Annotated in this window: 20 protein-coding genes, 2 pseudogenes and 1 riboswitch; of the genes and pseudogenes, 4 read left to right on the top strand and 18 right to left on the bottom strand. The window is 67.4% G+C overall.

All coding sequences use genetic code 11. The features are described 5' to 3' along the window. The 3 genes and pseudogenes from glyA to WS46_RS28465 all read right to left on the bottom strand — a co-directional run. A pseudogene (gene glyA / locus WS46_RS34675) lies at positions 1–146 on the bottom strand (serine hydroxymethyltransferase); the annotation flags it as partial. A gap of 320 nt (positions 147–466) precedes the next feature. Then, complete coding sequence (locus WS46_RS28460) at positions 467–1,246, bottom strand: SDR family NAD(P)-dependent oxidoreductase (RefSeq protein WP_059692484.1); 780 nt, start codon at positions 1,244–1,246, stop codon at positions 467–469. Positions 1,247–1,279: 33 nt separating this feature from the next. Further along, on the bottom strand, positions 1,280–2,527 hold the full coding sequence (locus tag WS46_RS28465; protein ID WP_059692485.1) for a D-arabinono-1,4-lactone oxidase: 1,248 nt from the start codon (positions 2,525–2,527) through the stop codon (positions 1,280–1,282). Positions 2,528–2,788: 261 nt separating this feature from the next. On the opposite strand from WS46_RS28465, the gene WS46_RS28470 reads away from it, so the two are divergent. Beyond that, positions 2,789–3,814 carry a helix-turn-helix domain-containing protein gene (locus WS46_RS28470; protein WP_059533784.1) on the top strand — a complete coding sequence of 342 codons (1,026 nt, stop codon included), beginning with the start codon at positions 2,789–2,791 and terminating at the stop codon, positions 3,812–3,814. Positions 3,815–3,960: 146 nt separating this feature from the next. Here the strand turns inward: WS46_RS28470 and WS46_RS28475 are convergent, their stop codons facing one another. From WS46_RS28475 to WS46_RS28520, 10 genes and pseudogenes are all read right to left on the bottom strand, one after another. After that, positions 3,961–4,389, bottom strand: a complete 429-nt coding sequence (locus WS46_RS28475; RefSeq protein WP_059692486.1) for a hypothetical protein — start codon at positions 4,387–4,389, stop codon at positions 3,961–3,963. 44 nt (positions 4,390–4,433) lie between these two features. Further along, positions 4,434–6,284, bottom strand: coding sequence for a peptidase S10 (locus WS46_RS28480; RefSeq protein ID WP_059692487.1), 1,851 nt, complete (start codon positions 6,282–6,284; stop codon positions 4,434–4,436). A gap of 727 nt (positions 6,285–7,011) precedes the next feature. Continuing rightward, on the bottom strand, positions 7,012–8,823 hold the full coding sequence (locus WS46_RS28485; protein ID WP_059692488.1) for an ExeM/NucH family extracellular endonuclease: 1,812 nt from the start codon (positions 8,821–8,823) through the stop codon (positions 7,012–7,014). Positions 8,824–9,012: 189 nt separating this feature from the next. Then, positions 9,013–9,952 (bottom strand): annotated as a pseudogene (locus WS46_RS28490) (copper resistance D family protein). Beyond that, complete coding sequence (gene copC, locus WS46_RS28495; RefSeq protein WP_059533811.1) at positions 9,949–10,329, bottom strand: copper homeostasis periplasmic binding protein CopC; 381 nt, start codon at positions 10,327–10,329, stop codon at positions 9,949–9,951. The pseudogene WS46_RS28490 and the gene copC overlap by 4 nt, the downstream one beginning before the upstream one ends. A 14-nt stretch (positions 10,330–10,343) precedes the next feature. Continuing rightward, positions 10,344–10,691, bottom strand: coding sequence for a copper-binding protein (locus WS46_RS28500; protein ID WP_059692489.1), 348 nt, complete (start codon positions 10,689–10,691; stop codon positions 10,344–10,346). 73 nt (positions 10,692–10,764) lie between these two features. Next, positions 10,765–12,060, bottom strand: a complete 1,296-nt coding sequence (locus tag WS46_RS28505; RefSeq protein WP_059692490.1) for a multicopper oxidase family protein — start codon at positions 12,058–12,060, stop codon at positions 10,765–10,767. Between the two features lies 1 nt (position 12,061). Next, entirely contained in the window at positions 12,062–13,549 is a 1,488-nt protein-coding gene (locus tag WS46_RS28510) for a TolC family protein (RefSeq protein WP_059692491.1), read from the bottom strand. After that, positions 13,546–13,839: a hypothetical protein gene (locus tag WS46_RS28515; RefSeq protein WP_059692492.1), complete on the bottom strand. Its 294-nt coding sequence runs from the start codon at positions 13,837–13,839 to the stop codon at positions 13,546–13,548. The genes WS46_RS28510 and WS46_RS28515 overlap by 4 nt, the downstream gene beginning before the upstream one ends. An 88-nt stretch (positions 13,840–13,927) precedes the next feature. Next, on the bottom strand, positions 13,928–14,308 hold the full coding sequence (locus tag WS46_RS28520) for a hypothetical protein (RefSeq protein WP_059692493.1): 381 nt from the start codon (positions 14,306–14,308) through the stop codon (positions 13,928–13,930). Positions 14,309–14,574: 266 nt separating this feature from the next. On the opposite strand from WS46_RS28520, the gene WS46_RS28525 reads away from it, so the two are divergent. From WS46_RS28525 to WS46_RS28535, 3 genes are all read left to right on the top strand, one after another. Next, the gene (locus WS46_RS28525; protein ID WP_059533764.1) at positions 14,575–15,246 is read left to right on the top strand and encodes a heavy metal response regulator transcription factor; all 672 of its coding nucleotides are present in this window, start codon (positions 14,575–14,577) and stop codon (positions 15,244–15,246) included. Further along, complete coding sequence (locus tag WS46_RS28530; RefSeq protein ID WP_059692494.1) at positions 15,243–16,658, top strand: heavy metal sensor histidine kinase; 1,416 nt, start codon at positions 15,243–15,245, stop codon at positions 16,656–16,658. The genes WS46_RS28525 and WS46_RS28530 overlap by 4 nt, the downstream gene beginning before the upstream one ends. A gap of 114 nt (positions 16,659–16,772) precedes the next feature. Next, positions 16,773–16,948, top strand: a riboswitch (yybP-ykoY riboswitch). A 91-nt stretch (positions 16,949–17,039) separates the two neighbouring features. Beyond that, complete coding sequence (locus WS46_RS28535; protein ID WP_059533760.1) at positions 17,040–18,050, top strand: sodium:calcium antiporter; 1,011 nt, start codon at positions 17,040–17,042, stop codon at positions 18,048–18,050. Positions 18,051–18,117: 67 nt separating this feature from the next. On the opposite strand, the gene WS46_RS28540 is transcribed toward WS46_RS28535, so the two are convergent. From WS46_RS28540 to WS46_RS28560, 5 genes are all read right to left on the bottom strand, one after another. Then, entirely contained in the window at positions 18,118–18,486 is a 369-nt protein-coding gene (locus WS46_RS28540) for a copper-binding protein (RefSeq protein ID WP_059692495.1), read from the bottom strand. Continuing rightward, positions 18,483–21,689 carry an efflux RND transporter permease subunit gene (locus WS46_RS28545; protein ID WP_059692496.1) on the bottom strand — a complete coding sequence of 1,069 codons (3,207 nt, stop codon included), beginning with the start codon at positions 21,687–21,689 and terminating at the stop codon, positions 18,483–18,485. The genes WS46_RS28540 and WS46_RS28545 overlap by 4 nt, the downstream gene beginning before the upstream one ends. Then, positions 21,686–23,197, bottom strand: a complete 1,512-nt coding sequence (locus tag WS46_RS28550; RefSeq protein ID WP_059692714.1) for an efflux RND transporter periplasmic adaptor subunit — start codon at positions 23,195–23,197, stop codon at positions 21,686–21,688. Before WS46_RS28550 ends, WS46_RS28545 begins: the two co-directional genes overlap by 4 nt. An 11-nt stretch (positions 23,198–23,208) precedes the next feature. Continuing rightward, positions 23,209–24,501 (bottom strand): TolC family protein, encoded by a 1,293-nt coding sequence (locus tag WS46_RS28555; protein WP_059692497.1) that lies wholly within the window; start codon positions 24,499–24,501, stop codon positions 23,209–23,211. 91 nt (positions 24,502–24,592) lie between these two features. Next, positions 24,593–24,973 carry a hypothetical protein gene (locus WS46_RS28560; protein ID WP_059692498.1) on the bottom strand — a complete coding sequence of 127 codons (381 nt, stop codon included), beginning with the start codon at positions 24,971–24,973 and terminating at the stop codon, positions 24,593–24,595. Between the last annotated feature and the right edge of the window lie 116 nt (positions 24,974–25,089).

Consider the following 25,089-nt stretch of genomic DNA (forward strand, 5'->3'; position numbering starts at 1 on the left):
CCCTGTGCGGCCATCACGGCCGGGCTCGTGTAGTTTTCCGACGCGATCAGCTCGATGTGCTCTTCCTGGCGGCGGTTCTCGTCCTGAATGGCAGTCCAGAGTTCCGGATCGACGTTGGCGACGGTGCTGGTAGTGCGATTGAACATGATGATTGATCAAAAGAAAGTGATGGATTGACCCTGGTATGCCGGACTTGCCCGGACCCGCGAAGCCGGGCGCCTGACCGGCGCCCGACGACGTCATCGCCCATGCCGCCCCGCGATGCCGGCTGAACGGTGATTCGGCATTGCCATTCCAGCAGACGCAAATCGGTTCAGATAGAAGGATTACGACAATCCGCTAGGACGCATCGCGCGACGACCCAGCAAAAAAAATCGAAGGTCCGCATCGCTGCGGAACCTTCGACGGAACCTGCCGCTCCTGGAGAACGCGTGCCTGCCCTTCGGCCTCCTGCGAATATCGGGGCCTAAACGGCGGAAAAACAGTTGTCGACGAACAGGTGCGTGCCGTTGACGAAGCTCGATTCGTCCGACGCCAGGAACAGCGCGGCCGCGGCCACTTCCGACGGCTCGCACAGCCGGCCTTGCTGCACCGCGATGGCCGCTTCGGTCGCGTCCACGCCCATCGCCTGCAGATCCTTCAACTCGCGCATCCCGTGCGGCGTGCGGATGAACCCGGGCGCCAGCGCGTTGCAGCGGATGCCGCGGTCGCGGTACTCGACGGCGATCGCCCGCGCGAACATGTGGCACGCGCCCTTGGTCGCGTCATACAGCACCTCGCCGGGCGTCGCGCACACGGCCGAGATCGACGACGTGCAGACGATGCTGCCGCGCCCCTTTTCCAGCATCTGCGGGAGGACCGCCTTCGTCATCAGGAACATGCTCTTCACGTTCACGCCCATCAGCCAGTCCCATTCCGACTCCTCGATGTCGAGGAACGGTTTGACGATCAACGTGCCCGCGTGATTGAACAGGATGTCCGCATTGCCATACTGCCCGCGCGCCGCGTCGACCGCCGCCTGCACGTCCGACTGCCTCGACACGTCGGCGCCGAGGCCGATCGCCTGCAAGCCGGCATCGCGCAGCCGCGACGCAAGCGTTTCGGCCGCGTCGCCGTCGCGGTCGACGATCGCCACCTTCGCGCCCTGTGCGGCGAACAGTTCGGACGCGGCGGCGCCGCATCCGCCCGCGCCGCCGCTCACAATGGCGACCTTGCCGGCCAGGCGCCCGTCAATCTTGGCATTCATTCGTCGTTCTCCAGTCTGGTTCGTTCGGATTGCTCAGCTGAACAGCGTCCGAAGATGATCGTTGAGGAACCGGCCTTCCGGGTCCACGCTGCGGCGCAGTTCGCGGAACGCTTCGGCTTTCGGGAACCAGCGATCCACGTCGTCGCGGTTCGTGAAGTGCAGCTTGCCCCAGTGCGGACGCGACCCGTAATCGCGCAGGATGTCGTCGACGTCCTTCAGGAACGGCCAATAGTCGACGCCGTTCGGCCCGCCCGAGCACGAGATGGTTACGCTGTCCTGATTGTTGAACGGGCTGATCCACGCCGGATCGCCCTTCGTGAAGCGGTACTCGACCGGGAAGATGCAGTCGCGATGCTTCGTGAGGATCAGGTCGCGCACGCGGCGCAGCGCTTCCTTGCCGTGTTCGGCAGGCACTGCGTATTCGAGTTCGTGGAAGTTCGCGACGTAGTGAATCGCATAGACCTCGGCGCTGTACGCGATCTTCTCGTGCTCGCCTTCGAAGAACGTGCGTTCGTCGGTGAGGTCCATCACCTTGATTTCGCACACGTCGTAGTCCTTCTTCGAGTTCGACACCTTCGCGGTATCGGGCAGGCAGTACAGGTGGCGGCTTTCGGACGTCGGGCACCAGAAGAAACCGAAATGCCGGTGCGTGGCCGCAAGCTCGTCGTACTTTTCCATCAGCGCCTCGAAGTCCTCGCGCCACACGCGGTCGTGCAGCCAGAACGCGTCGGTCACCTGCAGCGTCAGCTCCGACACCACGCCGAACAGGCCGAGGTTCACCTGCGTCGCATGCAGCAGGTCGAGGTCCTGCCCGTCGCTCACTTCCATGACCGAGCCGTCGGGGCGAACGATCCGCATCCCGACCACCTGTGACGACAGATTGCTCAGCGTCGTCCCCGTGCCGTGCGTGCCGGTTGCGAGCGCACCGGCAATGGCCTGCGAATCGATGTCGCCCTGGTTGACGAGCGAGAAGCCGATGTCCTTCAGATGACGCGTCACCGCGTTGATCCGCGTGCCGGCCTTCACCGTGACGCGCTTTCGTTGCGCGTCGACCGCGACGATGCCCTGGTAATCCTTCAGCGACAGCAGCAGGCCGCTCGTCGCGACGACCGGCGTGAACGAATGCCCCGATCCCGAGCATCGGACGTTCTTGCCCTGGCTCGTCGCGGCATGCACCAGCTCGGCGATCTCCGCCTCGCTGGTCGGCGACGCCATGTGCGCGGCAACGCACGACTGATTGCCCACCCAGTTGCGCCAGAATCCGCCACGTGGAAGCTCCATCGACGTCTCTCCAGAAGTGTGCCGCCGGGCCCACGCCGGCAGCCGTGTTCGGTTCGTCCGGCAACGAAGCGGGAGGCTCCCGGCGCCGGCGCGATGCGATACGTTGTGTTCCGTCCGTGCCAAAGGTATTGCGCCGGCCGGCTTTTCACTATCGGATTTCGGCAAGCGAGGGTTTCTTCGGGGAATCGGGCCATCGGGGTTTTTGACCGGCTCGGGCAGCGGCTACAATGCATCGATCCGGCCCGCCCCTTCCCGACTCCGATGACGCCGTCCGCCGATCCGAGCGATTTTTCTGGCGCCCCGCCGCTCGCACGAACGGTGGCGTTCTGCGCGTTCACCGACGTGGAGGAGCAGGCGAGAATCTTCGACGGCTGGGATCTCAACTACACGCAAATCTCGGGCGGCCGGTTTCATGGCTCGTCGTCCATCGTGTCGCTCGGCGGCATCCGGCTCCTGGTCGAGGACCTCGACAAGGTGATCCTGCAGCAGGGCGCGGTGCCGTCCGACCGCATCGCGGTGGCCGTGCCGCTGGAGCTCGAAGGCCATGCGCGCATGTGCGGCGAGAAGAGCGGGCGCGACAGCCTGCACGTGTTCTCGAGCCAGCCCGTGTTCGAGTTCTATTCGCCGGACCGGCACGTGCTCGTGAACGTCGAGATCGAGCCCGACAAGCTGTCGACGGAGGCGATGCGCACGCTCGCCGCGTCGCTGCGCGCGCGCACCTTCGCGCCGCTGATCCCGATGACGCCCCAGGTCGCGGACCGCTTGCGCGACCTGCTGCGCCACACGATGGCCGCGGCCGCGAAAAGCACGCCGATCGACGACGTGACGACGCAGGAGCGGATCGAGCTGCTCGAGCGGACCGTGCTGTATGCGATTGCCGAAGCGATGACGACGCCCGCGCCGGACGCGGACGCCCTCGCGACACGGCCGACGAAGTACTGGTCGCTCGTGAACGCGGTGCAGGAGCGGCTGCAGGACGCGTCGACGTGTCCGCTGTCGATCGCCGAACTGTGCGTGCAGCTCGGCATCAGCCGGCGTACCGCGCAATACGCGTTCAACGACACGCTCAACCTGAATCCGATCGCGTATCTGCGCGCCGTCCGGCTGAATCACGTTCGTCGCGAACTGCGGCTCGGCGGGTCCGTGACGTCGGCCGCGACGAAGTGGGGCTTCTGGCACCTGAGCAGCTTTGCTCAGGACTACCGCGCGATGTTCGGCGAGTTGCCGTCGGCGACGGCGCGGCGTTACGCGCACCGGGAAGCCGAACATCGATCACGCGATGCGTGACGCGGCTTCGCGCTGCCCGCGCATGAACTGAACCTCCATGAAGAAAGCCGCAGCCGAACGTGCGCCGCGGCGGGTTCAAAACAGACCGTCGGTGCAGGGAGACGGCCCGCATCGGCCATCACCCCGCGCACGACCTCGCTACACCGTCACTCCTGCTGTTCCTGCTCCGCCTGCACCTGCCGCTGCTGGATGAACTGCCGCACATCGCTCATCGTCACGCGACCGGTGTGTTTCGCATCGATCTCGTCGAAGTGCTTCGCGACGAAGCCCAGCCCGCTGCTCTGCGCCTGCGCTTTCGTCACCGCCGCGCCGTTGCTCAGCATCGTGTTGCCGCCGAGCCGGGCGTCGACGCGCTTCTGCGCCTGCTGTTGCAGCGTCGCGCCGGTCGACGGCAATACCGGCGCCACGCGGGTCGCAGGAAAGAACGGACCGTCGACGCCGTGCCCGCCGCGCGGCAGCTTCACCGGCGCCACCGCCTGCGGCGGCAGTGCGTGGGCGCTGCTCATCACGGCACCGAGGACGATCAACGGAGACATACGCCGCATCAAGTTGATTAGGGACATGATCACTCGCATTCAATGGATGAATTGAGGGTTCCTTTTCGCAAGGAGTCCGTCGTTTACGGTGCGGCCGCCAGCGTCGTCGCGGCCGTCGCGCCCGGCACGCTGCCGGTCGGCGTGCCGGCCGGGTTCTCGTCCGGCCACGGCGGCGGCAGTGTGCGCAGCGTCAGCGCGGTCGGAATCCGCCTGCCCTGATAGAAGATCGTCAGGTCGCGCTTCATCTGCGGACGGGCCACGTCATCCAGATACGTCATGTGCCCGCCCTGGAAGAAGTTCACCTGCAGCTTCGGATTCAGGCCCTTCACCGTCTGCAGCCGTGCGAGCTGCTTTTCGGTGTTGAAGAACGGCGTCGCCAGGTCGTGGAGGCCGTTCTCCGCGAGCACCCGGAGCTTCGGATTGAGCTGCAGCGCGCCGAGCAGATCGGGGATCGAGTCGGGCATCGGCTGGCCGTCATGCGAGAAGTCCCACACCTGGATGATGTTGTCGTTCAGCGGCAGGTAGGTCGCGTTCGGCGCGGTGTAGCCGAGGTAGTCGGGCATCTGCGTCGCGAGCGCGTTCGTGAACGGCTGCGAGATCAGGATGTCCGACGGATCGCCGTCCGTTTGCAGCCGCGGATCCGAGTTCGGCAACGACACGCGTCCGTCGTAGCGGCCGATCGTCGTGCCGGGCAGCAGGCTCGTGCCGAACGGATTCGCGTTGAAGTAGCCGCGCAGCGCCTGCTGCGTGAGGCTCGACGGCAGCGACCACAGCTTCAGCGTCGCATCGCTCGGGAACACCGGCGTGCCGAGCGCATCCGGAATGCCGAGCTGGCTCAGCACCCACGACTGCGAGTACTGCTGCAACTGGTTGTAGATCAGCGTCGTGAACAACTCGGTCTGCAGTGCGTACAGATACGGGTTGACCGGCGCCGGCGACACCTGGTTGAAGTACGCCGCGACCGCCGCATAGCCGGGCAGGTAGCCGGCCACGGTATCGGTCTCGAGCAGCAGCCCTTCGGTCGACTGCGTGATCGCCACCGCTTCCACCGCATCGGCGAAGTAGTTCAGGATCGACGATTGCAGCACGATCCCCGTCAGGTGCACGCCGGCCGATTCGAGCGCCAGCGCGAGCATGTCGGTACGCGGCGTGCCGTACGATTCGCCGTACAGGTAGATCGGCGACGTGCCGCGGCTGTTGACGTTCAGGTAGCGCTGGATGAAGTCGCGCATGATGTTGACGTCCGCGTCCGAACCCCAGTACTTCTGATTGGTGTTCGGCAGCACGGCTTCCGACAGCCCGGTTCCCGGCGGATCGATGAACACGAGGTCGGTCGTGTCGATCAGGCTGTCCGCGTTGTCGACGAGCGGATAGTTCGGCCAGTTGTTGCCGAACAACGGATCGGGCGTGGCGACGCGCGTCGGCGCGAAGGAGCCGAGGCGCAGCCAGATCGACGACGAGCCGGGGCCGCCGTTATAGACGAACGTGACGGGGCGCGGCTTGCCGTTCGTGCTCGGCGCGGTGTACGCGACGTACGACATCGACGCTTCGGCGTTGCCGTTCGCGTCCTGCGCGGTCAGGTGGCCCGTGGTCGTCGTGTAGCTGACCGTCGTGCCGCCGGATTTCCACTGGTAATGCATCACCGCCGCCTTCTCCGAGACCTGCGCGGCCGCGAGGCCGTCGGTCGCGTTCATCGAATACGCGACGGGGTCGACGTAAGGCTGGTTTGCCGCCGGCGACTGGCTGGCGGCGGCCGCTTGCGCGCTGGCCTGCTGGCTGGCGGTGGCCTGCGCGAGGCTCGACGCGCCGACCGACGACGAATCGTCGCCGCCGCAGCCCGCGAGCACGAGCGTCACGATGGTCAATGCGCCTAGCCCGGCCAGCCTGCCGCGACGCTCGCGGCGGCTGCCGGTACTGCTCCTGTCTGGTTTCATGCCTCGATCCTTGTGTTGAGTCGGATACCGCTTCACACAGGCCGCCATCGCCGGCGAAAAACGCGCAGGCATACCCGCCACTCGCGTTGCACGGTCGGCAGACGGCGGTTGGGGATTGGACTTCTTCGAGAGACTGAACTTGATGCAGACACAGCAAACTGCTGGCGGAGAATGATGCGGGAACGCCGCCCCCTGGCAGTTTCGACGACTTATCGTATTACCTGAATTTACGACACCACAAAAATAGGCGGTGCTGCGCCGCGTTGTCAAAGATCATTCCGATATTAAAAAATCTCTTATGATGCGAACGGCGATCAGTGTCTGGCATTTGAAAGAAAACACGATTGTTCGCGTTCAGGTCGTTATACGAGGCATTTTTATTGGAATGAGGCGGCGTTTTCGCATGTCGCACCGCCCTTGACGGGATTGGAAAGTGCGCGTTGATCCCCTTCAAATCGACAGGATTTTTCTTTCATTTTAATTATCCCGGATCAATTAGTGAGATTCATTGAATAAAAACCGGCATCGCCCATAAAATACCGATGCCGATTATTTCGCGGAAACACAGCGGAATTATTTACCCGATACCGGAATGAAACTGTGGAGTGCGCCAACCGGCATTGATGCGTCATGCGCAGGCATTCGCGCCGCTCATTCCGGATCGCATGACAGCGCGAGCGGCGCAACCGCCGCCCGCGCGCCGTACTTCAGATACTCGATTCAGCGATCAGCGCCCGCCGCCCGGCAACGCGATATCGATCAGCACCGGATCGTGGTCCGACGAACGATACGGATCCGGCGCGTAGAAGGTTTTCTGCTGCTCGGCCGACTTGTACGCGAGCGTGTACTGCAGCGCGAGCGGCTCGTCCGCGTTGATGTGCCATTCGTGCACGGCCTTCACGTGCGACGCGAGCGGCAGCGATGCAAGCGCGTGATCGAGGTAGCCGGCTTCGCCGTTGTACACGTAGCTGTACGCATTGGCGCCGATCCAGCGCGACACCAGGTTGCGGTAGCCGCGCGATTCGAGCAGGCGGATCGGGTCTTCATACGTGTAGCTGTTGAAGTCGCCGATCAGCAGCGTGCCCTGCCCCGCGATGCCCGTCGGCGTGCCGGCGAGCCAGTCGGCCAGCTTCGCGGCCGCGCGCGTGCGGGTCGGATTCCAGCAGCCCTGGCCGTCCCCCTGGTCGCGGTCGTCGTTCGCCGCGTCCGGGCAGTTCTTCGACTTCAGGTGGTTGACCGCGATCGTCAGCGCCTGCTTGCCGCCGATCCGGCGGAACGACTGCGCGAGCGGCTGGCGGTTCTTGTCGTCGATCGCGAGCGTCGACGTGCGGCCGACGGGTTCGACCGCGCGGCTGTCGTAGATCATCGCGACCGCGATCGCGTCGCCGCCGAGGCGCGACGTGCCCGGATCGACGACGCGCCAGTGGCTGCCGAGCTTCGCGGCGAGCTGGCGCACCGCGCTCAGTTCGCCGTAGCCGTTGTTCTGGATCTCCATCAGGCCGATCACGTCGGCGTCGAGCGCCTTCAGCGCGCTGACGATCTTCGCTTCCTGGCGCTGGAATTCCTGATAGGTCTTCGCGCCGCGGTTGTTCGGATCGTCGAAGCCGCCGCCGAGACCGTTGCCGTTGAAATAGTTGAGGACGTTGAACGACGCGACGCGCAGGTTCGATTTCGGATCGCGCGCCGGGGCGTTGGTGCGCGGGTTCGAACGCGTGTCGAACGTCGGCGCGGCCGCGCCGGGCAGCGGCTGCACGCGCCACGCGCCGTAACGCACCTCGAGCACGCCTTCGACGTCGCGCACGGTGTAGCCCGAGCGCAGCGGGTTCGCGGCCGACAGTTCCGGCGCCGGATACGGCACGGTCGCCGGGTTCTGCTTGTTCGAGCCGTCGTCGAGGATCAGCCGGTTGCGTGCGTTCGCATCGATCTGCGTCTGCGCCTGCGACGGCGGCACCACGCTCGTCGGCGTGCGCAGGCGGCCGTTGCTCAGCATCACGCTGCCGTAGCGGCCGAGTTCGTAGTTGTCGGTGACGGTGAGCGTCTGCGGCAGGCGCACGCGCATGCCTTCATATGCGGCGAACGCGTTCGGGTTGTCGACCGGCAGCGTGAGCGTGGCCGGCGTGACCGTCTGGCCGTTCGCGCACACCGCGATCGCGCCCGACAGCGTGAGCTGCGTCTGCCCGTACTTTTCCTCGACCTTGCCGGTCACGTGCACGAGATCGCCGGCCTTCGCGCGCACTTTCGGCGCATAGACGAACAGGCCTTCGGAGACGCCCGCCTGGTTGCGGCGCTGCGCGTCGGCCTGCTGGACGAAGAAGCCGCCGAAGCCGTCCGTGCCGCCGAAATCGGCGGTGACGACCGCTTCGATCGACACGTTCTGGCCGGCGAGCGGCGACGGCGCGCCCGGCCCCTGGATGTCGGCGATCGGCGTCGTGCTGCCGCCGCAGTTCGGACTGACGGGCGCGGCGGTGGCGGCGAAGACCGGCGCGGCAAGCGTGGGCAGCAGCAATAGCGGGGCAAACAGGCGGATTGTCGAGCGCATGACGGGGAATCCCGGTTGTGAGGGTGGCGAAAGCTTAGCGGCGCTCGGTGACAGTTTTTAGTAACCAAACGACAGATGGATGTAATCGTCCAGCTTTGCTACCCCGGTCGGAAAGCGGGAAATCGTCTGATCAAAACCGCCGCTGTTCCGACGATTTCCCGTTACCGGCCTCGCCTGCCGACCGTGGCGCTAAACCGTCCCCGGCAACGCGCTCGACACGAGCACGGCGGCCACCATCAGCACGCCGGCCAGCACGACCGCCTCGATCCGCAACACCGCGCCGAACCGTCGCAACAGGCCGGCCGGCGTCGCGGCCGCCGGATCCTTCAGCGCGGCCAGCAGCTTCGGCATCTCGAAGAAGCGGTTGTGTCCGCCGAGCGCCGCCGCGATCAGCACGAGCGCGAGCTTGAACAGCAGGATCTGCCCGTACGTCGACCCGAGCAGGTTCGCGGGCGTATCGACACCGCGCCAGCCGTTGTAAGCGCCGGTCGCGAACAGCACGATCAACGCATACGTCGACGCGTCGGACAGCGACTGCACGAACGATGCGCCGGTCGCGCGTTCGCTCGCGGGCATGCCGGCAAGACGCGGCATCACGCCGAACGCCGTCACGAACACGAGCCCGACCCACGCGCTGATCGCCAGCAGATGCAGCCAGTCGACCCACACCGGCACGCTGAACAGGCCCGCGTCGACCGGATGCCCGCCGTTGCTGCGCGAGTGCGACGCCCGCGAGCGCGGCCCAGATCGCGAACGGAAAGCGCGTATCGTTCGCACGCCGGAACAACGACAGCAGCACGACGACCGCCGTGAACACCGCGCCGGCCAGCCACGCGTGGCCGAAGCCGGTGCCGGCGAGCATCGCGCGGACGGCCGGCCCGGCGTCCAGCATCGACACGTCGCTCATCAGCGCGCAATGCGCCCAGAACGCGGTGACGCTCGCGAGCAGCGACACGCTGGACGCGATGCGCAGCGTCGCGACGAGACGCCGCGCGATGCCGCGCTGCCACGCCGACTCGCCGCGCGCGAGCCAGTGGCTGCCGAGCAGCGCACCGACGATGACGGCGAACCCGGTGTTCTGGATCGCCACCGACACGAGCCTCAAAAGGCCGACGAAGCCCTCGTTCACCCCTTCACCCTGAACGAATAGGCGCCCTTGGTGCGATGCGCGTCGGCCGTCATCGCCACCCACTGCACCGTGTACGCGCCGGGCGCGAGCTTCGGTATCGCGACGGTCATCACGCGCGGGTTCGACGCATCGACTTTCGCCTTTTCGTGCGCGACGGCATTGCCGTTCGCGTCCGACACCTTCACCGAGCTGAACGCCGGTTCGAGGTCTTCGTTGAACGTCAGCCGCAACGTGTCGGGCGCGGTATCGACCGCGCTGCCCGTCGCCGGTGCGGCGCTTTCCAGCTTGCCGTGCGCGAATGCCGCGGCCGGCACGGCGGCGGCGATCGCGCCGGCCGCGGCGAGGGCGGCCAGCCGCCCGAGGGGGGTGATCTTCATGGTCATGCCCGGCGTCACGGCTTCTTCAGCTCGACGACGGTCAACGCGCCGCCCACGTCCTCGGCGACGAAGTCGACCTTGTCGCCCACCTTCACCTGCGACAGCATCGCCGGGTCCTTCACCTTGAACGCCATCGTCATCGCGTCCATCCCGAGGTTGTCCAGCGGGCCATGCTTGATCGTCAGCTTGCCGGCGCCCGTGTCGATCTTGCGGATCTCGCCGTGCGACATCTCGTGCTTCGCGGCGGCGCCCTGCATCGCGCCGCCGCTCATGTCCATGCCGGCCATGTCGCCGGCCGCGTACGACGCGGCGGAAAACGCCAGCATGCAACCCGTTGCAATCGAAACCAGTTCCTTCTTCATCGTGCGTGCTCCTGAGTGAATGAAACGAAAACCGGCGGCCGCGTCATCACGGCCGCCGCGTGCTGCCCGCGGCTCAACCGTCCGGCAATTCGCCGGTGTATTCGTACGCGACGGTGCCCTTCGGATGCCGGAACCAGCCCGGATCGCGATAATCGTTGCGGCCGAGCCCCTGCCGGACCTTGCAGACAGTGAACATGCCGCCCATCTCCAGCGGCCCGAACGGGCCGGTGCCCGTCATCATCGGCAGCGTGTTGTCGGGCAGCGGCATTTCCATGCCGCCCATCGCGCCGCCCGTGCTGCCCATCGCCATGTAGTCGGGCACGAGCTTGCCGATCTTCTTCGCGAGATCCTTCTGCGGCACGCCGATCAGGTTCGGCACCTGATGACCCATCGCATTCATCGTGTGATGCGACTTGTGGCAATGGAACGCCCAGTCGCCCGGACGATCGGCGGTGAACTCGATCGCGCGCATCTGGCCGACCGCGACATCGGCCGTCACCTCCGGCCAGCGCGCCGCCGGCGGAATCCAGCCGCCGTCGGTGCCGGCCACCTCGAAGCTGTAGCCGTGCAGGTGGATCGGATGATTCGTCATCGTCAGGTTGCCGAAACGAATCCGCACGCGGTCGCCCGCCCGCACCGGCAGCGGGTCGATGCCCGGGAACACGCGCGAGTTGAACGTCCACATGTTGAAGTCGGTCATCTCGTTCACGCGCGGCGTGTAGCTGCCCGGATCGATGTCGTACGCGGCGAGCAGAAAGACGAAGTCGCGATCGACCGGCATCGTCGCGCGATCCTTCGGATGCACGATGAACATGCCCATCATCCCCATCGCCATCTGCACCATCTCGTCGGCGTGCGGGTGATACATGAACGTGCCGTGCGCCTCCAGCTGGAACTCGTAGACGAAGGTCTTGCCGGGCGGAATATGCGGCTGCGTGAGGCCGCCGACGCCGTCCATCCCGTTCGGCAGCCGCAGCCCGTGCCAATGGATCGTCGTGTGCTCGGGCAGCCGGTTCGTCACGAAGATCCGGACCTTGTCGCCTTCGACGGCCTCGATCGTCGGGCCCGGCGACTGGCCGTTGTAGCCCCACAGGTTCGCGTTCATCCCGGGCGCCATCTCGCGCACGACGGGCTCGGCCGTCAGGTGGAATTCCTTCCAGCCGTTTTTCATTCGCCACGGCAGCGTCCAGCCGTTCAGCGTCGCGACGGGCGTGTACGGGCGGCCGTTGGGCGGCACGAGCGGGGGCTGCGTGCCGGCCTTCGCCATCGTGGGCGCGTCGGGCAGCGACGCCGCGCCGGCCTTGCTGACCATCGCCGCACCGAGCAGCGCGGCGCCCGAGCCGCTGAGAAATTGTCGACGGGACACCATGTCAATGACCTTCCGGATGCGTTGCGGGCGCCGGTTGCGCCACGGGTGAAGAAGCCGGCTGCGGCGCAGCGTCGGTCGTGGGTGCGGCGGACGCGTCCGCGCGCTGCGTCGGCTGCGTCGGCTGCGCGGTCGGCAGACGGCCGCCGACGGCCGCCTGCAGATCGGTTTCGGCGAGCCAGTAATCCTTCAGCGCGTCGATGTAGCCGTTGACCGCGCCGACCTGTTCGCGCGCATCGCTCAGCAGCTCGAACACGCTCGCGAGCATCCCGTTGTAGCGCAGCAGCAGTTCGTCCGAGATCGTCTTGCGCAGCGGCACGACTTCGTCGCGATAGTGCTTCGCGACGTCATAGCTCGTCGTGTATGCCGCGTACGATTCGCGCACGTCCGAGCGCGCGTCGATCGCCGTCTGCGCGAGCCGGTTCGCCGACTGCATGTAGACAGCCTCGGCCCGCGCGACCTTCGCGTCGCCCCAGTCGAACAGCGGAATCTCGACGCTGATCTCGTAGCCGTGCTCGTGCCCCTTGCCGGTCTCGTAGTTGTTCACGTAGCCGAGATCGACCGCGTTGACGAAGCGCGTCGCCTTGCTGAGCCCGAGCGACGACGCGACGCCCTGCGTCTGCAGCTTCGCGGCCTGGATGTCGAGGCGATTGCTCATCGCGTAGCGTTCGAGATCGGGCAGATCGGGGCGTGCCTTCGGCAGGTCGGGCAAGCGCTCGGGCAGCGCGTACCGCGTGCGCTCGCCCCACAGCCCCATCGCGCGCGTGAGCTTCTCGCGCGCGGCCACGGCCTGCTGCTGCGCCTTCGCCTGCTGCGCGACGGCATCCGCATGGAATGCCTGTTCGCGTGCATAGTCGAGCCGGCTGAAGTTGCCGGCCTGGCGCATGCGCAGCGCGAGCTCGGCGCCGGCGCTCGCGGCATCGCGGACCTGTCGCGCATAATTCGCGGCCTGTTCGGCGGCGACGGCTTCGACATACGCGCGGCGCGCGTCGGCCGCGACTTTCAGCATTGCGTCGGCGGTTTCGAGCCGGGTCTGCTCGAAACGGCGGCGTTCGATGTTCGTCGCGAGCGGCAGCGTCAGCAGCGCGAACACGTTGGCCGAGAACGTGCGGCCGAGGCTCAGTTCGCCGTCGCCGGCCCGCGTGCGGCTGAACGAGAAGCGCGGGTTCGGCAGCCGGCCGGCCTGCACGAGATCGGCCTCCGACAGCCCGAGTTCCGCGTACGACGCCTGCAGGCCACGGTTGTTCAGCAGCGCGAGCTGCACCGCGTCGTCCATCGACAGCGGTTTCTCGAGCAGTTCCTTCGTCCGCTTGTCGACGGCTGCGCGGTCGGCGTCGGTCCTGACGATGACGGCGTCCTTCCCGATGCGCTCCGATGCGACGGACGACACGGCGTCGAAGCCGCCGTCCTTCGAGAACGTCGTGCAGCCGCCGAGGAATGCGAGCACGAGCACGATCGCGCCGATTCGCGGTGAAATCGCAAGTCTCGTCATTGCGCGGCCCCTCCGTGCATCGAACGGGACGCGCCGGCTGCCGCATTGCCGGGTTTCGCGTGTCCGGCGGTGTTTCCCTTCGCGGGCCGCGCCATCACGTCCCGGTTCAGTTGCTTCCAGCCCGGGCCTGCATCGTCCCGATACGGCACGTAGCCGTCGAACGCGGACGTCACCGTGACGTCCGGCACCGACGCGGCCGCGTCGGCCGGATCGGGAAAGGCGGTTTGCGCGGGCGCGAGCGACGGCACGAGCGCCGCCGCGCCAAGCAGCGCCGCAGTAATCAATCGCATGGATGTTTCTCGTCGTGAGTCGTGCGGCGGACGTCGCGCGCTCGCCGGCACGGTTTGCGGATCGCGGCCGGTCGGCCGCGGGCAAGGATTAGACGGGAATCCGGCGTGGCGGCCGGTCGATGCCGCCGGTCAAAAACGACACGACGACCGTCGACGGTGCGGACGAGACGATCGCGAGGCCGACGTCCGACGTAACGGACACGGCAGGCGCCTCCACCATGCCCGAGCCGAAACAGCAGGACCCGCATGCGGAACAAGGCGTCGCATGGCGTGCGGGGTCGTCGTGCTGATGCCGCACGCCGTGCGCGCCCGGCATCGCATGCGACGCGGCCTGGGCATCGACGCCGGCCCCCGCGTGCGGTGCGGCAGCGGCAGCGCCCGCGCATGGCGTCGACACGGTCGCGAACGACTGGATCGGCACGCACAGCGCCAGCAGCACGACGAGGATGAATTTGCGCCAGTACGACATGGATGCGGAATCACGCAGACAATGACCGGATGAACGGGAGCGGCGCCGCGACGACGCGCTCCGGATACAAGACGGCCGCAGCTTATCGCCGCCGGCGTGACGACGACATGGCCGAAACATGACCGAATTTTCATGAAGCGCGGCCACGCATTGCACGCACGCTTCATGACAATTCCGTCATCCGGCGGTCATCTTTCGCGCACGCGCTGCGCCGTAAGCTCACGCGTTACACTGACCGGCTGGAATCACGAACGGCCTGCTCCACCATGCGGATACTGATAGTCGAAGACGAACCCAAGATGGCGTCGTACCTCCGCAAGGGGCTGACGGAGGCGAGCTACACGGTCGACGTGGCCGAGAACGGCCAGGACGGGCTGTTCCTCGCGCTGCACGAGGATTTCGATCTCGTCGTGCTCGACGTGATGCTGCCGGAACTGGACGGCTTCGAGGTGCTCCGCCGGCTGCGCGCGCAGAAGCAGACGCCGGTGCTGCTGCTGACGGCCCGGGAGGCGGTCGAGGACAAGGTCACGGGGCTCGAACTGGGCGCCGACGACTACCTGCTGAAACCGTTCGCATACGCGGAGTTCCTCGCCCGCATCCGTTCGCTGCTGCGGCGCGTGCCGCGCAATTCCCGCGAAATCCTGCAAATCGCCGATCTCGAAGTCGACCTGATCAAGCGCCGCGTGCGGCGCGCCGACGCCCGCATCGACCTGACCGCGCAAGAGTTCGCGCTGCTGCAACTGCTCGCGGAACGCGAGGGCGAGGTGCTGACGCGCACCTTCATCACGTCGCAGATCTGGGACATGAATTTCGACAGCGACACGAACGTCGTCGATGCGGCGATCAAGCGCCTGCGCGCGAAGATCGACAACGCGTACGAGAAGAAACTGATCCACACGATCCGCGGGATGGGCTACGTGCTCGAGGATCGCGCGTGACAAGCGGCCCCGCGCCCTATTCGCTGCTCCGGCGCCTGACGCTCGCGTTCGCGGTCGTGGCCGCGCTCGTGTTCGCGCTGACCGGCGCGTATCTGTATCGCTCGCTGTCCGCCGAGTTGACCCGGCGCGACGACATCGAGATCGCCGGCAAGCTCAACCAGTTCCTGCAGCTCGCGCGGGCGAGCGGCTCGACCGCCGCGTTGCGCGCCGATCCGGCCGTCTTCCATGAAGTGCTGCTGTCGCATCCGGGCGTCTATCTCGGCATCTACGACGGCGCGAACCATCCGCTCGTCGAACACACCGACGAAGCCGGCCACTCGCTCGCGTCGGTGATCGCGCGGCCGCAGCCGGCCGGTGCAGCGGGCGCGGCGGCCAGCCCGTTCACGTGCTCGCCGCCCGGCATCGGCACGTCGCGCTGCGTCCGTGCGCGCGCCACGCTGCCGTCGGGCGAAACCGTTCAGGTCGCGCTGGCGCGCACGGCGGCGGATCGCCAGTCGCTGCTGGAAAGCTATCGCGTCGACATCTGGCTCGCGGCCGCGCTCGGCGCGCTGCTGGTCGGCGCGCTCGGCTACGCGGTCGCGTCGCGCGGCCTGCGTCCGGTCGAGAGCCTCGGCCGGCAGACGTCGCGCATCGAGGCGCACAACCTGACTGCGCGCCTCGATGCGCGCGGCGGCCCGATCGAGCTGCGCGAGCTCGCCACGTCGGTCAACCGGATGCTCGACCGACTCGAGCGCGCGTTCGTGCGGCTGTCGCAGTTTTCGTCCGATCTCGCGCACGACATGCGCACGCCGCTCGCGAACGTGATCAGCTCGTCGCAGGTCACGCTGTCGCGTGCCCGCACCACCGAGGAATACGAAGCGCTGATCGATTCGAATATCGAGGAATGCGAACGACTTCAGCGGATGATCGAGAACATGCTGTTTCTCGCGCGCACGGACAATGCGCAACAGCACCTGAAGACGGTCGAACTCGACGCGGGCAACGAGCTGCGCCGGCTCGCGTCGTATTTCCAGGCGCTGGCCGACGAGACCGGCGTGCGCCTCGACGTGCACGGCGCCGCGCCGGTCGTCGCGGACGCGACGCTGTTCCGGCGCGCCGTCAGCAACCTCGTCTCGAACGCGCTCGAACACGCGGAAGCCGGATCGACGATCGAGCTGGCCGTATCGACCCGGCCCGGCTACGCGGTCGTCGAAGTCACGAACCGCGGCGTCGCGATTCCGCCCGAACAGATCGAGCGGATCTTCGAGCGCTTCTACCGGATCGATTCGTCGCGGCACGGTGCGGCGCGCAACACCGGGCTCGGGCTCGCGATCGTCAAGTCGATCGTCGAGCTGCATCGCGGCAAGGTCGAGGTCGCGAGCCGCGACGGACGGACGACCTTCGCGCTGCACTTCCCGGCCCGCGTTTCGTGACATGCGGACGATGCCGCCGCACGCGCATGCCGATTGCTTCCCGACACGCCATGGCATCCGTCACGACGCGGCTTGACCGCGCGCTTGCCGAAAGCGGCCGCCTCGGCTAGACTGGCCCTCGTCTTTGGGGAGTAGCCTGCTTTCCATCCCCGGAAAGCGAACGCGTCAACACACTCGGCCTGCGGCCGTGGCGCATTCGGCCGAATCGGTCTGGCGAGACCATCGACGCATCGCGTCGTTCCTGGTCGGACGTCGGCAGATGCGTCATGGTTCGTCCACGTCCGACCACGGAGTCCCCATGTTCCTTCCAGCCTTCCCCCTGCGTTTCGTTCGCTGCGTCCGTTCCGCCCCTGCCGGCGTGCCTGCCTGCGGAGGTGCCGCATGACGTTGATGCTCGTCGAACTGGCGTTCATGCTGATCGTCATCCTGATCGCCGCCGAACTCTTCACGAATGCGCTCGAACATCTCGGCGAGCGGCTGAAGATTTCGGAAGGCGTGACCGGTTCGCTGTTCGCCGCCGTCGGCACCGCGCTGCCCGAAACGATGGTGCCGTTGCTCGCGCTCGCGGGCGGCACGTCGAACGCGGCCGTGAACGAGGAAATCGGCGTCGGCGCGATTCTCGGCGCGCCGCTGATGCTCGCGACGCTGACGACCTTCCTCATGACGCTCGCCGTGATCCGCTCACGCGGGCTGACCGGCACGATCGCGCCCGAGCGCACCGGCTTCGTGCGCGACCTGAACTACTTCATCGCCGCCTTCACGCTCGCCACCATCGCGATGTTCGTCCCGCATCACGTGTGGGCGGTCCGCGCGCTGCTCGCCGCGATGCTGGTCGGCATCTACGTGATGTACGTCTTGATGACGTTCCGCGCGTCGACGCAACTCGTCGATGCCGGGCATGGCACCGAGGCGCCGCATGCGATGTTCCTGTCGCGCGTCGGGCTGCCGACCAACCTGGCGACCATCGCGCTGCAACTCGCGCTCGGCGTCGCGTTGCTGGTCGGCGGCGCGAAGGGCTTCATTCACGGCGTCGAGGGCGTGTCGCACCTGCTCGGGATCTCCGCGCTGCTGCTGTCGCTGATCATCGTGCCGATCGCGACGGAATTGCCGGAAAAGGTCAACAGCGTGCTGTGGATCCGCCGCAAGAAGGACACGCTCGCGTTCGGCAACATCACCGGCGCGATGGTGTTCCAGGGCACGCTGCTGCCGGCGATCGGCATCATGCTGACGCCGTGGGAACCGCGCCCCGAAGTGCTGACCGGCGTGGTCATCACGCTCGCGGCGGCGGTGTGGCTGCGCGTCAATGCCCGCGCGCGCGGGCTCGCGATCTGGGCGTTGCTGGCGAACGGCGCCGGGTACGTCGGCTATCTGTTCGTGACGCTGACGCGCTGAAGGCGCGGATCGGGCGGTCGCCCGACGACGCTCGATGCGGGCGGCCTTGCCGCCCGCCTTCCCGCGCTTACGACACCTTCACGAGCTTGACGATCGTCAGCGTGCCGTTGATGTTCTCGACGCGGACCTTCACCTTGTCGCCCGCGTGAACCTCGGCGAGCATGGCCGCGTCCTTCGCCTTGAACGCCATCGTCATCGGCGGCATCCCGACGTTCTCGAGCGCGCCGTGCTTCAGCGTGATCTTGCCGCTCGCGAGGTCGATCTTCTTCACCTCGGCATCGGTCAGCACGGCATTCGATTCGGCTGCGGCACCCGACGACATCTTCATGCCGGACATGTCCATGCCCGACATGTCGCCCGCGGCCAATGCGGGTACGGCGAACGCGCCGGCGGCGAAAACGGCGGCGGCGGTGGCGATCAATTGATTCATCTTCATCGAGATTCTCCGGTTGGGGTGGATGGCACGTTCATGCCGTGAGGAACTGCATCGGACTGCCGCTGACGGCTCGCGCCTCGCGCGCGACGGCGCTGAAGCAGAAGCCATGCGGCGGGAATGACGAACATCGACAGCAAAGGCGCGGTGACCATGCCGCCGACCATCGGCGCAGCGATACGCTGCATCACTTCGGAGCCGGCGCCGTGTCCGACCATGATCGGCACGAGGCCGGCCAGCACGACGGCGACCGTCATCGCTTTCGGCCGCACGCGCAGCACCGCGCCTTCGCGAATCGCGTCGAGCAGCACCGCATCGGTCAGCGGCGCGCCGGCATCCAGGCGGCGCTGCAGCGCGCCCTTCAGGTACAGCAGCATCACGACGCCGAACTCGGCGGCCACGCCCGCCAGCGCGATGAAGCCCACCGATGTCGCGACCGACACCGCATGGCCCAACGCCCAGACGAGCCAGAAGCCGCCGACCAGCGCGAACGGCACCGTCGACATCAGCAGCAGCGCATCGGCCGCCGAGCGGAACGTGACGAACAGCAGCACGAAGATCACGACGAGCGTCAGCGGCACCACGGTGCGCAGCGTCGCCGCCGCGCGTTCGAGATACTCGAACTGCCCCGACCACGCGATCGAATAGCCGGGTGGCAACGCGACCCGTTGCGCGACCGCCTGCTGCATCGCGCGAACCGCCGTGCGCAGGTCGGTGCCGCGCAGGTCGACGTATACGTAGCCGGACAGCCGCGCGTTCTCGCTGCGGATCATCGGCGGCCCGTCGGCGATCGCGACGCGCGCGACGTCGCCGAGGCGGATCTGCGCGCCGCGCGCTGTGACGACCGGCAGTTGCCGCAGGTTCTCGAGCGAATCGCGGATCTCGCGCGGATAGCGGATGTTGATCGGGAAGCGCTCGCGCCCCGCGATCACTTCGCCGACATCCTCGCCGCCCACCGCCGACGACACGACCGCCTGGACGTCGGCCACCGACAGCCCGTAGCGCGCGGCCGCGAGCCGGTCGACATCGACGTCGATGTAGCGGCCGCCGTTCAGCCGTTCCGCGAGCGCGGACGTGACGCCCGGCACGCGTTTCACCGCCGCCTCGACCTGCGTCGCGATCGCGTCGATTCCCGTCAGGTCCGGCCCGGAAATCTTCACGCCGACCGGCGTCTTGATGCCGGTGGACAACATGTCGAGCCGGTTGCGGATCGGCGGCACCCACACGTTCGACAGGCCCGGCACCTTCACCGTCCGGTCGAGTTCGTCGACGAGCTTCTCCGGCGTCATCCCCGGCCGCCATGCGCTGCGCGGCTTGAAGCGGATCGTGGTTTCGAACATCTCGAGCGGCGCGGGATCCGTCGCCGTATCCGCGCGCCCCGACTTGCCGAACACCGTGTCGACCTCGGGCACGGTCTTGATCAACCGGTCGGTCTGCTGCAGCAGTTCACCCGCCTTGTCGGCCGAGATGCCCGGCAGCGCGGTCGGCATGTACAGCAGGTCGCCTTCGTCGAGCGGCGGCATGAACTCGCCGCCGAGCCGCGACAACGGCACGACGGTCAGCAACAGCGCGACGATCGCGACGCCGATCGCGAACCACGGGCGCCGCAGCGTCGCTTCGAGCAGCGGCCGGTACACGCGGATGAGCACGCGGTTGATCGGATTCGCGTGCTCGGGCGGAATGCGGCCGCGCACGAGATACCCCATCAGCACCGGCACCAGCGTCACCGACAACCCGGCCGCGGCGGCGATCGTGTAGGTCTTCGTGAACGCGAGCGGCGCGAACAGCTTGCCTTCCTGCCCTTCGAGCGAAAACACCGGAATGAACGACAGCGTGATGATCAGCAGCGAGAAGAACAGTGCCGGCCCGACCTCCGCGGCCGATGTCGCGACCAGCTCCCAGCGGCGCGCGGCCGTGATCGGCTCGCCGGGATGCGCATGGTCGTACGCCTCGAGATGCTTGTGCGCGTTCTCGATCATCACGATCGCCGCATCGATCATCGCGCCGATCGCGATCGCGATGCCGCCCAGCGACATCAGGTTCGCGTTCACGCCCTGATGGCGCATCACGATGAACGCGGCGAGCACGCCGAGCGGCAGCGACAGGATCGCGACGAACGCGCTGCGCAGGTGGAACAGGAACATCGCGCAGACGATCCCGACGATCACGAACTCCTCGATCAGCTTGTCCCTGAGGTTGTCCACCGCGCGCTCGATCAGTTGCGAGCGGTCGTAGGTCGTGACGACGTCGACGCCGGGCGGCAGCGAACGCTTCAGATCGGCAAGCTTCGCCTTTACCGCATCGATCGTCGTCAGCGCGTTCTTGCCCGACCGCATCACGACGACGCCGCCCGCCACCTCGCCCTGCCCGTTCAGCTCCGCGATCCCGCGCCGCATCGCCGGGCCGACCTGGATGCGCGCGACGTCGCCGAGCAGCACCGGCGTGCCGGCGTCGTCGGTGCGCAGCACCACGTGCCGGAAGTCGTCGAGCGTGCGCAGGTAGCCGGACGAACGCACCATGTACTCCGACTCGGCCAGCTCGACGACCGATCCGCCCGATGCCTGGTTCGCCTTGCCGAGCGCGTCCGCGACCGCCGCCTGCGTGATCCCGTACGCGCGCAGCCGGTCCGGGTCGAGCACGACCTGGTACTGGCGCACCATGCCGCCGATGCTCGCCACTTCCGATACGTCCGGCACGGCTTTCAGCTCGAACTTCAGGAACCAGTCGTTGAGCGCACGCAGTTGCCCGAGGTCGTGACGGCCGGTGCGGTCGACCAGCGCGTACTCGTACACCCAGCCGACACCGGTCGCATCCGGCCCGAGCGACACGGTCGCGCCGGCGGGCAGGCGGCTCTGCACCTGGCTCAGGTATTCGAGCACGCGCGAACGCGCCCAGTACGGGTCGGTATGGTCGTCGAACAGCACATAGACGAACGCGTCGCCGAACGACGAGTACGCGCGAACGGTTTTCGCGCCCGGCACGCCGAGCAGCGTCGTCGTCAACGGATAGGTGACCTGGTCCTCGACGACCTGCGGCGCCTTGCCCGGATACGACGCCTTCACGATCACCTGCGTGTCCGACAGGTCGGGCAGCGCGTCGAGCGGCGTCTGCCGCAGCGAATGAACGCCCCATGCCGCGATCAGCACGGTGGCGAGCAGCACCAGGAAGCGGTTGCGGACGGACCAGCGAATCACGTGCGCGATCATCGTGCGCCTCCCTGCGGCTCGACCTTCGTCAGTCGATAACCGTCATCGGTCTGCTCGAACGCGAAACGCACGGTCTGGCCGGCCTTCACGTCCGCGAATGCGTGCGCCGACGGCTTGCCGAACGCCATCGTCATCGCGCCCCAGCCGAGCGCCGGCACCGGCTGATGCGAGAACGTGATGTCGTCGTCGGTCACCTTCTCGACCTTGCCGATCGTTTCGTACACCGGAGGGGTCGCGGCGGCGGACGCGGCGGACGCGGCCGTCGCGCTGGCGCCGGCCGCGCGCGCCAGCCGCGGCAACACGCTTTTCAGGCTCGCTTCCGAATCGATCAGGAACTGCCCTGATGCCACCACCGTATCGCCTTCGTGCAATCCGTCGAGCACTTCCGTGTCGCCGCCGATGTCGTTGCCCACCGTCACCGACACCGGCTGCAGACGGCCGTCGCCGTTCTTCACGATGACGATCGAGCGCGTGCCGGTCGCGATCACCGATTCGGACGGCACCAGCAGGCGCGACACCGTCTTGCGCGCCGCGACGTGTACGCGCATCAGCATGCCGGGCGTCAGCTCGAGCGCCGCATTGTCGATCGCCACGCGCGCCTGCAGCGTGCGGCTGCCCGTGCTGATACCGGGCAGCACTTCGCGGATGCGGCCGGTGAAGTGCCGTGCCGGGTCGCCCGCGAAGGTTGCGTCGACCGACATTCCCGGCTGCACGTTCAGCGCGAGCGCTTCCGGCACCTCGACGACGAGCCAGAGCGTCGCCAGCCCGGCGATCTTCGCGAGCGTCTGCCCCGGCGCGACCATCGCGCCGTCCCGCACGTTCAGCTCGCTGACGACGCCGGTTTCCGGCGCGCTCAGCACGACGTGCGTCTGCGCGCGGCCGGTGCGATCGAGCGCGGCGATCATCGCGTCGGGTATCGACAGCGCACGCATCCGTGCGCGGGACGCATCGAGCAGCGTGCCGTCCATCCCGCCCCGCTTGAGCGCGAGATATTCCTCCTGCGGCGCAAGCCATTCCGGCACGAACAGCGATGCGATCGGCGCGCCCTTCTCGATGCGCTGCATCGGCGTCCGTGCGTAAAGCCGGTCGATGTAGCCGGTGACGCGCGACTGCACGACGTCCGCGCGCGATTCGTCGAATTGCGTCGTGCCCACCGCGTCGAAGCCGTCCGCCGTCTGCTGGCGGCGCACGACTGCATAGCGGATGCCGAGGTTCTGCTGCAGGCCCGGATCGATCCGGATGCCCGGTGCGCTACCGGCCTCATCCGCATAGACGGGCTGCAGCTGCATGTCCATGAACGGCGATTTCCCCGGCTTGTCGAAATGCTGGTTCGGCACCATCGGGTCGTGCCAGTACAGCACCTTGCGTCCCGCCTGCGGATCGGGCATGGCCGCCGTCGTTCCCGCGCCGCCCGCTGCATGGCGCATGCCCGCGACATACCCCGCGCCGAGCAGCGCCGCGCCGGCAACGGCCAGCGTCACCGCGCGCGCCAGTGATTGCTTCGTCATGAGGTTCTCCTTCACTGCGCGGCGACCATCGCCGACGGCACAACCTGATATTCGAGCTGCGCCCAGGTTCGCGACACGTCGCGATCGAGATCGAGCACCTGCAACTGCGCGTCCAGTTGAGCGCGCCGGGCGGCGAACGTATCGGCGAGCGAACCGGTGCCGGCACGGTAGGCGGCCGTGGCGAGCTGCACGCGCTGCTCGGCGGCGGGCAACAGCGCTTCGCGCAGATTCGCGATGCGTTCGCGGCCGCTGGCCAGCGTTTCGGATTGCGTGCGGATATCGGCCTGCACCTGGCGTAGCGTGTCCTCGTACATCAGGCGTGCCTTCGTCGCGAGCGCCGCCTTTTCGGCGACGTCGCGGTTCTGCCGGTTCTTGCGGTTGAGCGGCAACGGGATCGTGACGCCGACGGACACCATGTTCGAATACGCGCCGCCGCGCTGCTGGTACGCGATCTCCCACGTCCAGTTCGGGCTGCGCTCGCTGTTCGCCACCGCGGTTTCGGCCTCGGCGACCGCGATGTCGTCCGCCGCGGCGACGAGCGCCGGTTGCGACACGCGCAGTTCGTCCGGCGGCAGCGACGACACGAAGGATTCGGGCGCGGGTGGCGTGCCCGTCACGTCCGCGACGGGCATGGCCGTCCAGCGGCCGAGCGCGATGAGCGCGGTGCGATACGCCTGCCGCGCGTCGAGCACCTGATCCTGCGTCTGCGCCAGCATCGCGCGAGCCTGGACGACCTCGCCCGCACTCGCCTTCGCGCCGCGATACGATGCCTGCGTCGCATCGAGTTCATGCCGCATGTGATCGAGCAGCGCCTGTCGAAGCGCGAGCGCCTGCTTCGCGTAGACGGCATCGAGCCAGGCCGCCGCGGTCCGCTGGCGCACCGTCGCAAGCTGCGCGAGAGAGTCCGCGCGTTCGCGGCCGACCTGCTCGTCGGCCAGCGCCGCGCGCAGTCGCCGCTTGTCGGCGGACACCCATTCCTGCTCGATGCCGATGCGGCGCATCGTCATGAAGTCCTGGCCGACGGTGAAGCGCTGCCCGCCGTTGACCGGCAGGTTGTCGATGCCGGCCTTGAGCATCGGGTCCGGCAACTGGCCGGCCCGGGCGGCCGCTTCGAGCCGCGCGTGTACCGACGCCTGCGCGGCCTGCATCGACGCGGAATGATCGGTGGCGGACTGCAGCGCGGCGTCCAGCGTGACGGGCGACTGCTGCGCCTGGACGGCACCCGCCGTCAGCAGCGCGGCCCACAATACGGGCGCGCGCCGATACGCACGCCGCATGCGCGGCGTGCAGAAATCGAATGACATGGTGTAACCCCAGATCGGAATCCGAATGGATTCCACGTCCTGAGCACAGGACGAACCTCACCGCCTCGGCGGTGAACCGGTCAAATCGGGATCAGCTGATGCGGGGTGGACGCCACAACCCGTTCGGGTCGCGGATCGGGACGGACCGCGTGTAGTGGAAGACGATCGTGCTGGCGAGTGCAGCGGGACGGCTGACGTCGGCGCGGGTGGCCGGGTGATAGAGACTGCCGAACTGGCACTGGGCGGTCACCTTGCAGGCCATGCCTTTCGCTTTGGCCTTCGTGGTGTCGGTGGGCGACGCCTTCATCGAATCGCAGTCGCTCATGTCGGCGGGCATGGTCATGGCCGCGTTCGCGTCCATCGACATCGTGTACTGCATCGGACATTCACCGGTCAGGCCGCTCGCTGCCAGCCCGCTGATGGGCAGCACCGCGCAGAGCAGCAGCAGGATGAAGGTTCGAAGCAGTTTCATGCCCGCGATTATAGCGCCGCGATCTGCCGTGTGGCGCGCCGGCGTATGCAGAGTCGCTTCCTCCGCGCGGTTGCCGACGACGCACTAGCGTGCCGGGCCGTCCGCGGCCAGCACCT

It is taken from the genome of Burkholderia sp. RF4-BP95 (assembly GCF_001521985.1).
In the GTDB taxonomy this organism is placed as follows: domain Bacteria; phylum Pseudomonadota; class Gammaproteobacteria; order Burkholderiales; family Burkholderiaceae; genus Burkholderia; species Burkholderia diffusa.

Bases quoted from the DNA above. Each gene is read 5' to 3' on its own strand.
- WS46_RS28560 (WP_059692498.1), bottom strand. From the start codon at position 24,973: ATGAAACTGCTTCGAACCTTCATCCTGCTGCTGCTCTGCGCGGTGCTG.
- WS46_RS28485 (WP_059692488.1), bottom strand. From the start codon at position 8,823: ATGCGCTCGACAATCCGCCTGTTTGCCCCGCTATTGCTGCTGCCCACG.
- WS46_RS28465 (WP_059692485.1), bottom strand. From the start codon at position 2,527: ATGGAGCTTCCACGTGGCGGATTCTGGCGCAACTGGGTGGGCAATCAG.
- WS46_RS28505 (WP_059692490.1), bottom strand. From the start codon at position 12,060: ATGGTGTCCCGTCGACAATTTCTCAGCGGCTCGGGCGCCGCGCTGCTC.
- WS46_RS28500 (WP_059692489.1), bottom strand. From the start codon at position 10,691: ATGAAGAAGGAACTGGTTTCGATTGCAACGGGTTGCATGCTGGCGTTT.
- WS46_RS28515 (WP_059692492.1), bottom strand. From the start codon at position 13,839: ATGCGATTGATTACTGCGGCGCTGCTTGGCGCGGCGGCGCTCGTGCCG.
- WS46_RS28545 (WP_059692496.1), bottom strand. From the start codon at position 21,689: ATGATCGCGCACGTGATTCGCTGGTCCGTCCGCAACCGCTTCCTGGTG.
- copC (WP_059533811.1), bottom strand. From the start codon at position 10,329: ATGAAGATCACCCCCCTCGGGCGGCTGGCCGCCCTCGCCGCGGCCGGC.
- WS46_RS28525 (WP_059533764.1), top strand. From the start codon at position 14,575: ATGCGGATACTGATAGTCGAAGACGAACCCAAGATGGCGTCGTACCTC.
- WS46_RS28475 (WP_059692486.1), bottom strand. From the start codon at position 4,389: ATGCGAGTGATCATGTCCCTAATCAACTTGATGCGGCGTATGTCTCCG.
- WS46_RS28460 (WP_059692484.1), bottom strand. From the start codon at position 1,246: ATGAATGCCAAGATTGACGGGCGCCTGGCCGGCAAGGTCGCCATTGTG.
- WS46_RS28520 (WP_059692493.1), bottom strand. From the start codon at position 14,308: ATGTCGTACTGGCGCAAATTCATCCTCGTCGTGCTGCTGGCGCTGTGC.
- WS46_RS28470 (WP_059533784.1), top strand. From the start codon at position 2,789: ATGACGCCGTCCGCCGATCCGAGCGATTTTTCTGGCGCCCCGCCGCTC.
- WS46_RS28540 (WP_059692495.1), bottom strand. From the start codon at position 18,486: ATGAAGATGAATCAATTGATCGCCACCGCCGCCGCCGTTTTCGCCGCC.
- WS46_RS28535 (WP_059533760.1), top strand. From the start codon at position 17,040: ATGACGTTGATGCTCGTCGAACTGGCGTTCATGCTGATCGTCATCCTG.
- WS46_RS28480 (WP_059692487.1), bottom strand. From the start codon at position 6,284: ATGAAACCAGACAGGAGCAGTACCGGCAGCCGCCGCGAGCGTCGCGGC.
- WS46_RS28510 (WP_059692491.1), bottom strand. From the start codon at position 13,549: ATGACGAGACTTGCGATTTCACCGCGAATCGGCGCGATCGTGCTCGTG.
- WS46_RS28550 (WP_059692714.1), bottom strand. From the start codon at position 23,197: ATGACGAAGCAATCACTGGCGCGCGCGGTGACGCTGGCCGTTGCCGGC.
- WS46_RS28555 (WP_059692497.1), bottom strand. From the start codon at position 24,501: ATGTCATTCGATTTCTGCACGCCGCGCATGCGGCGTGCGTATCGGCGC.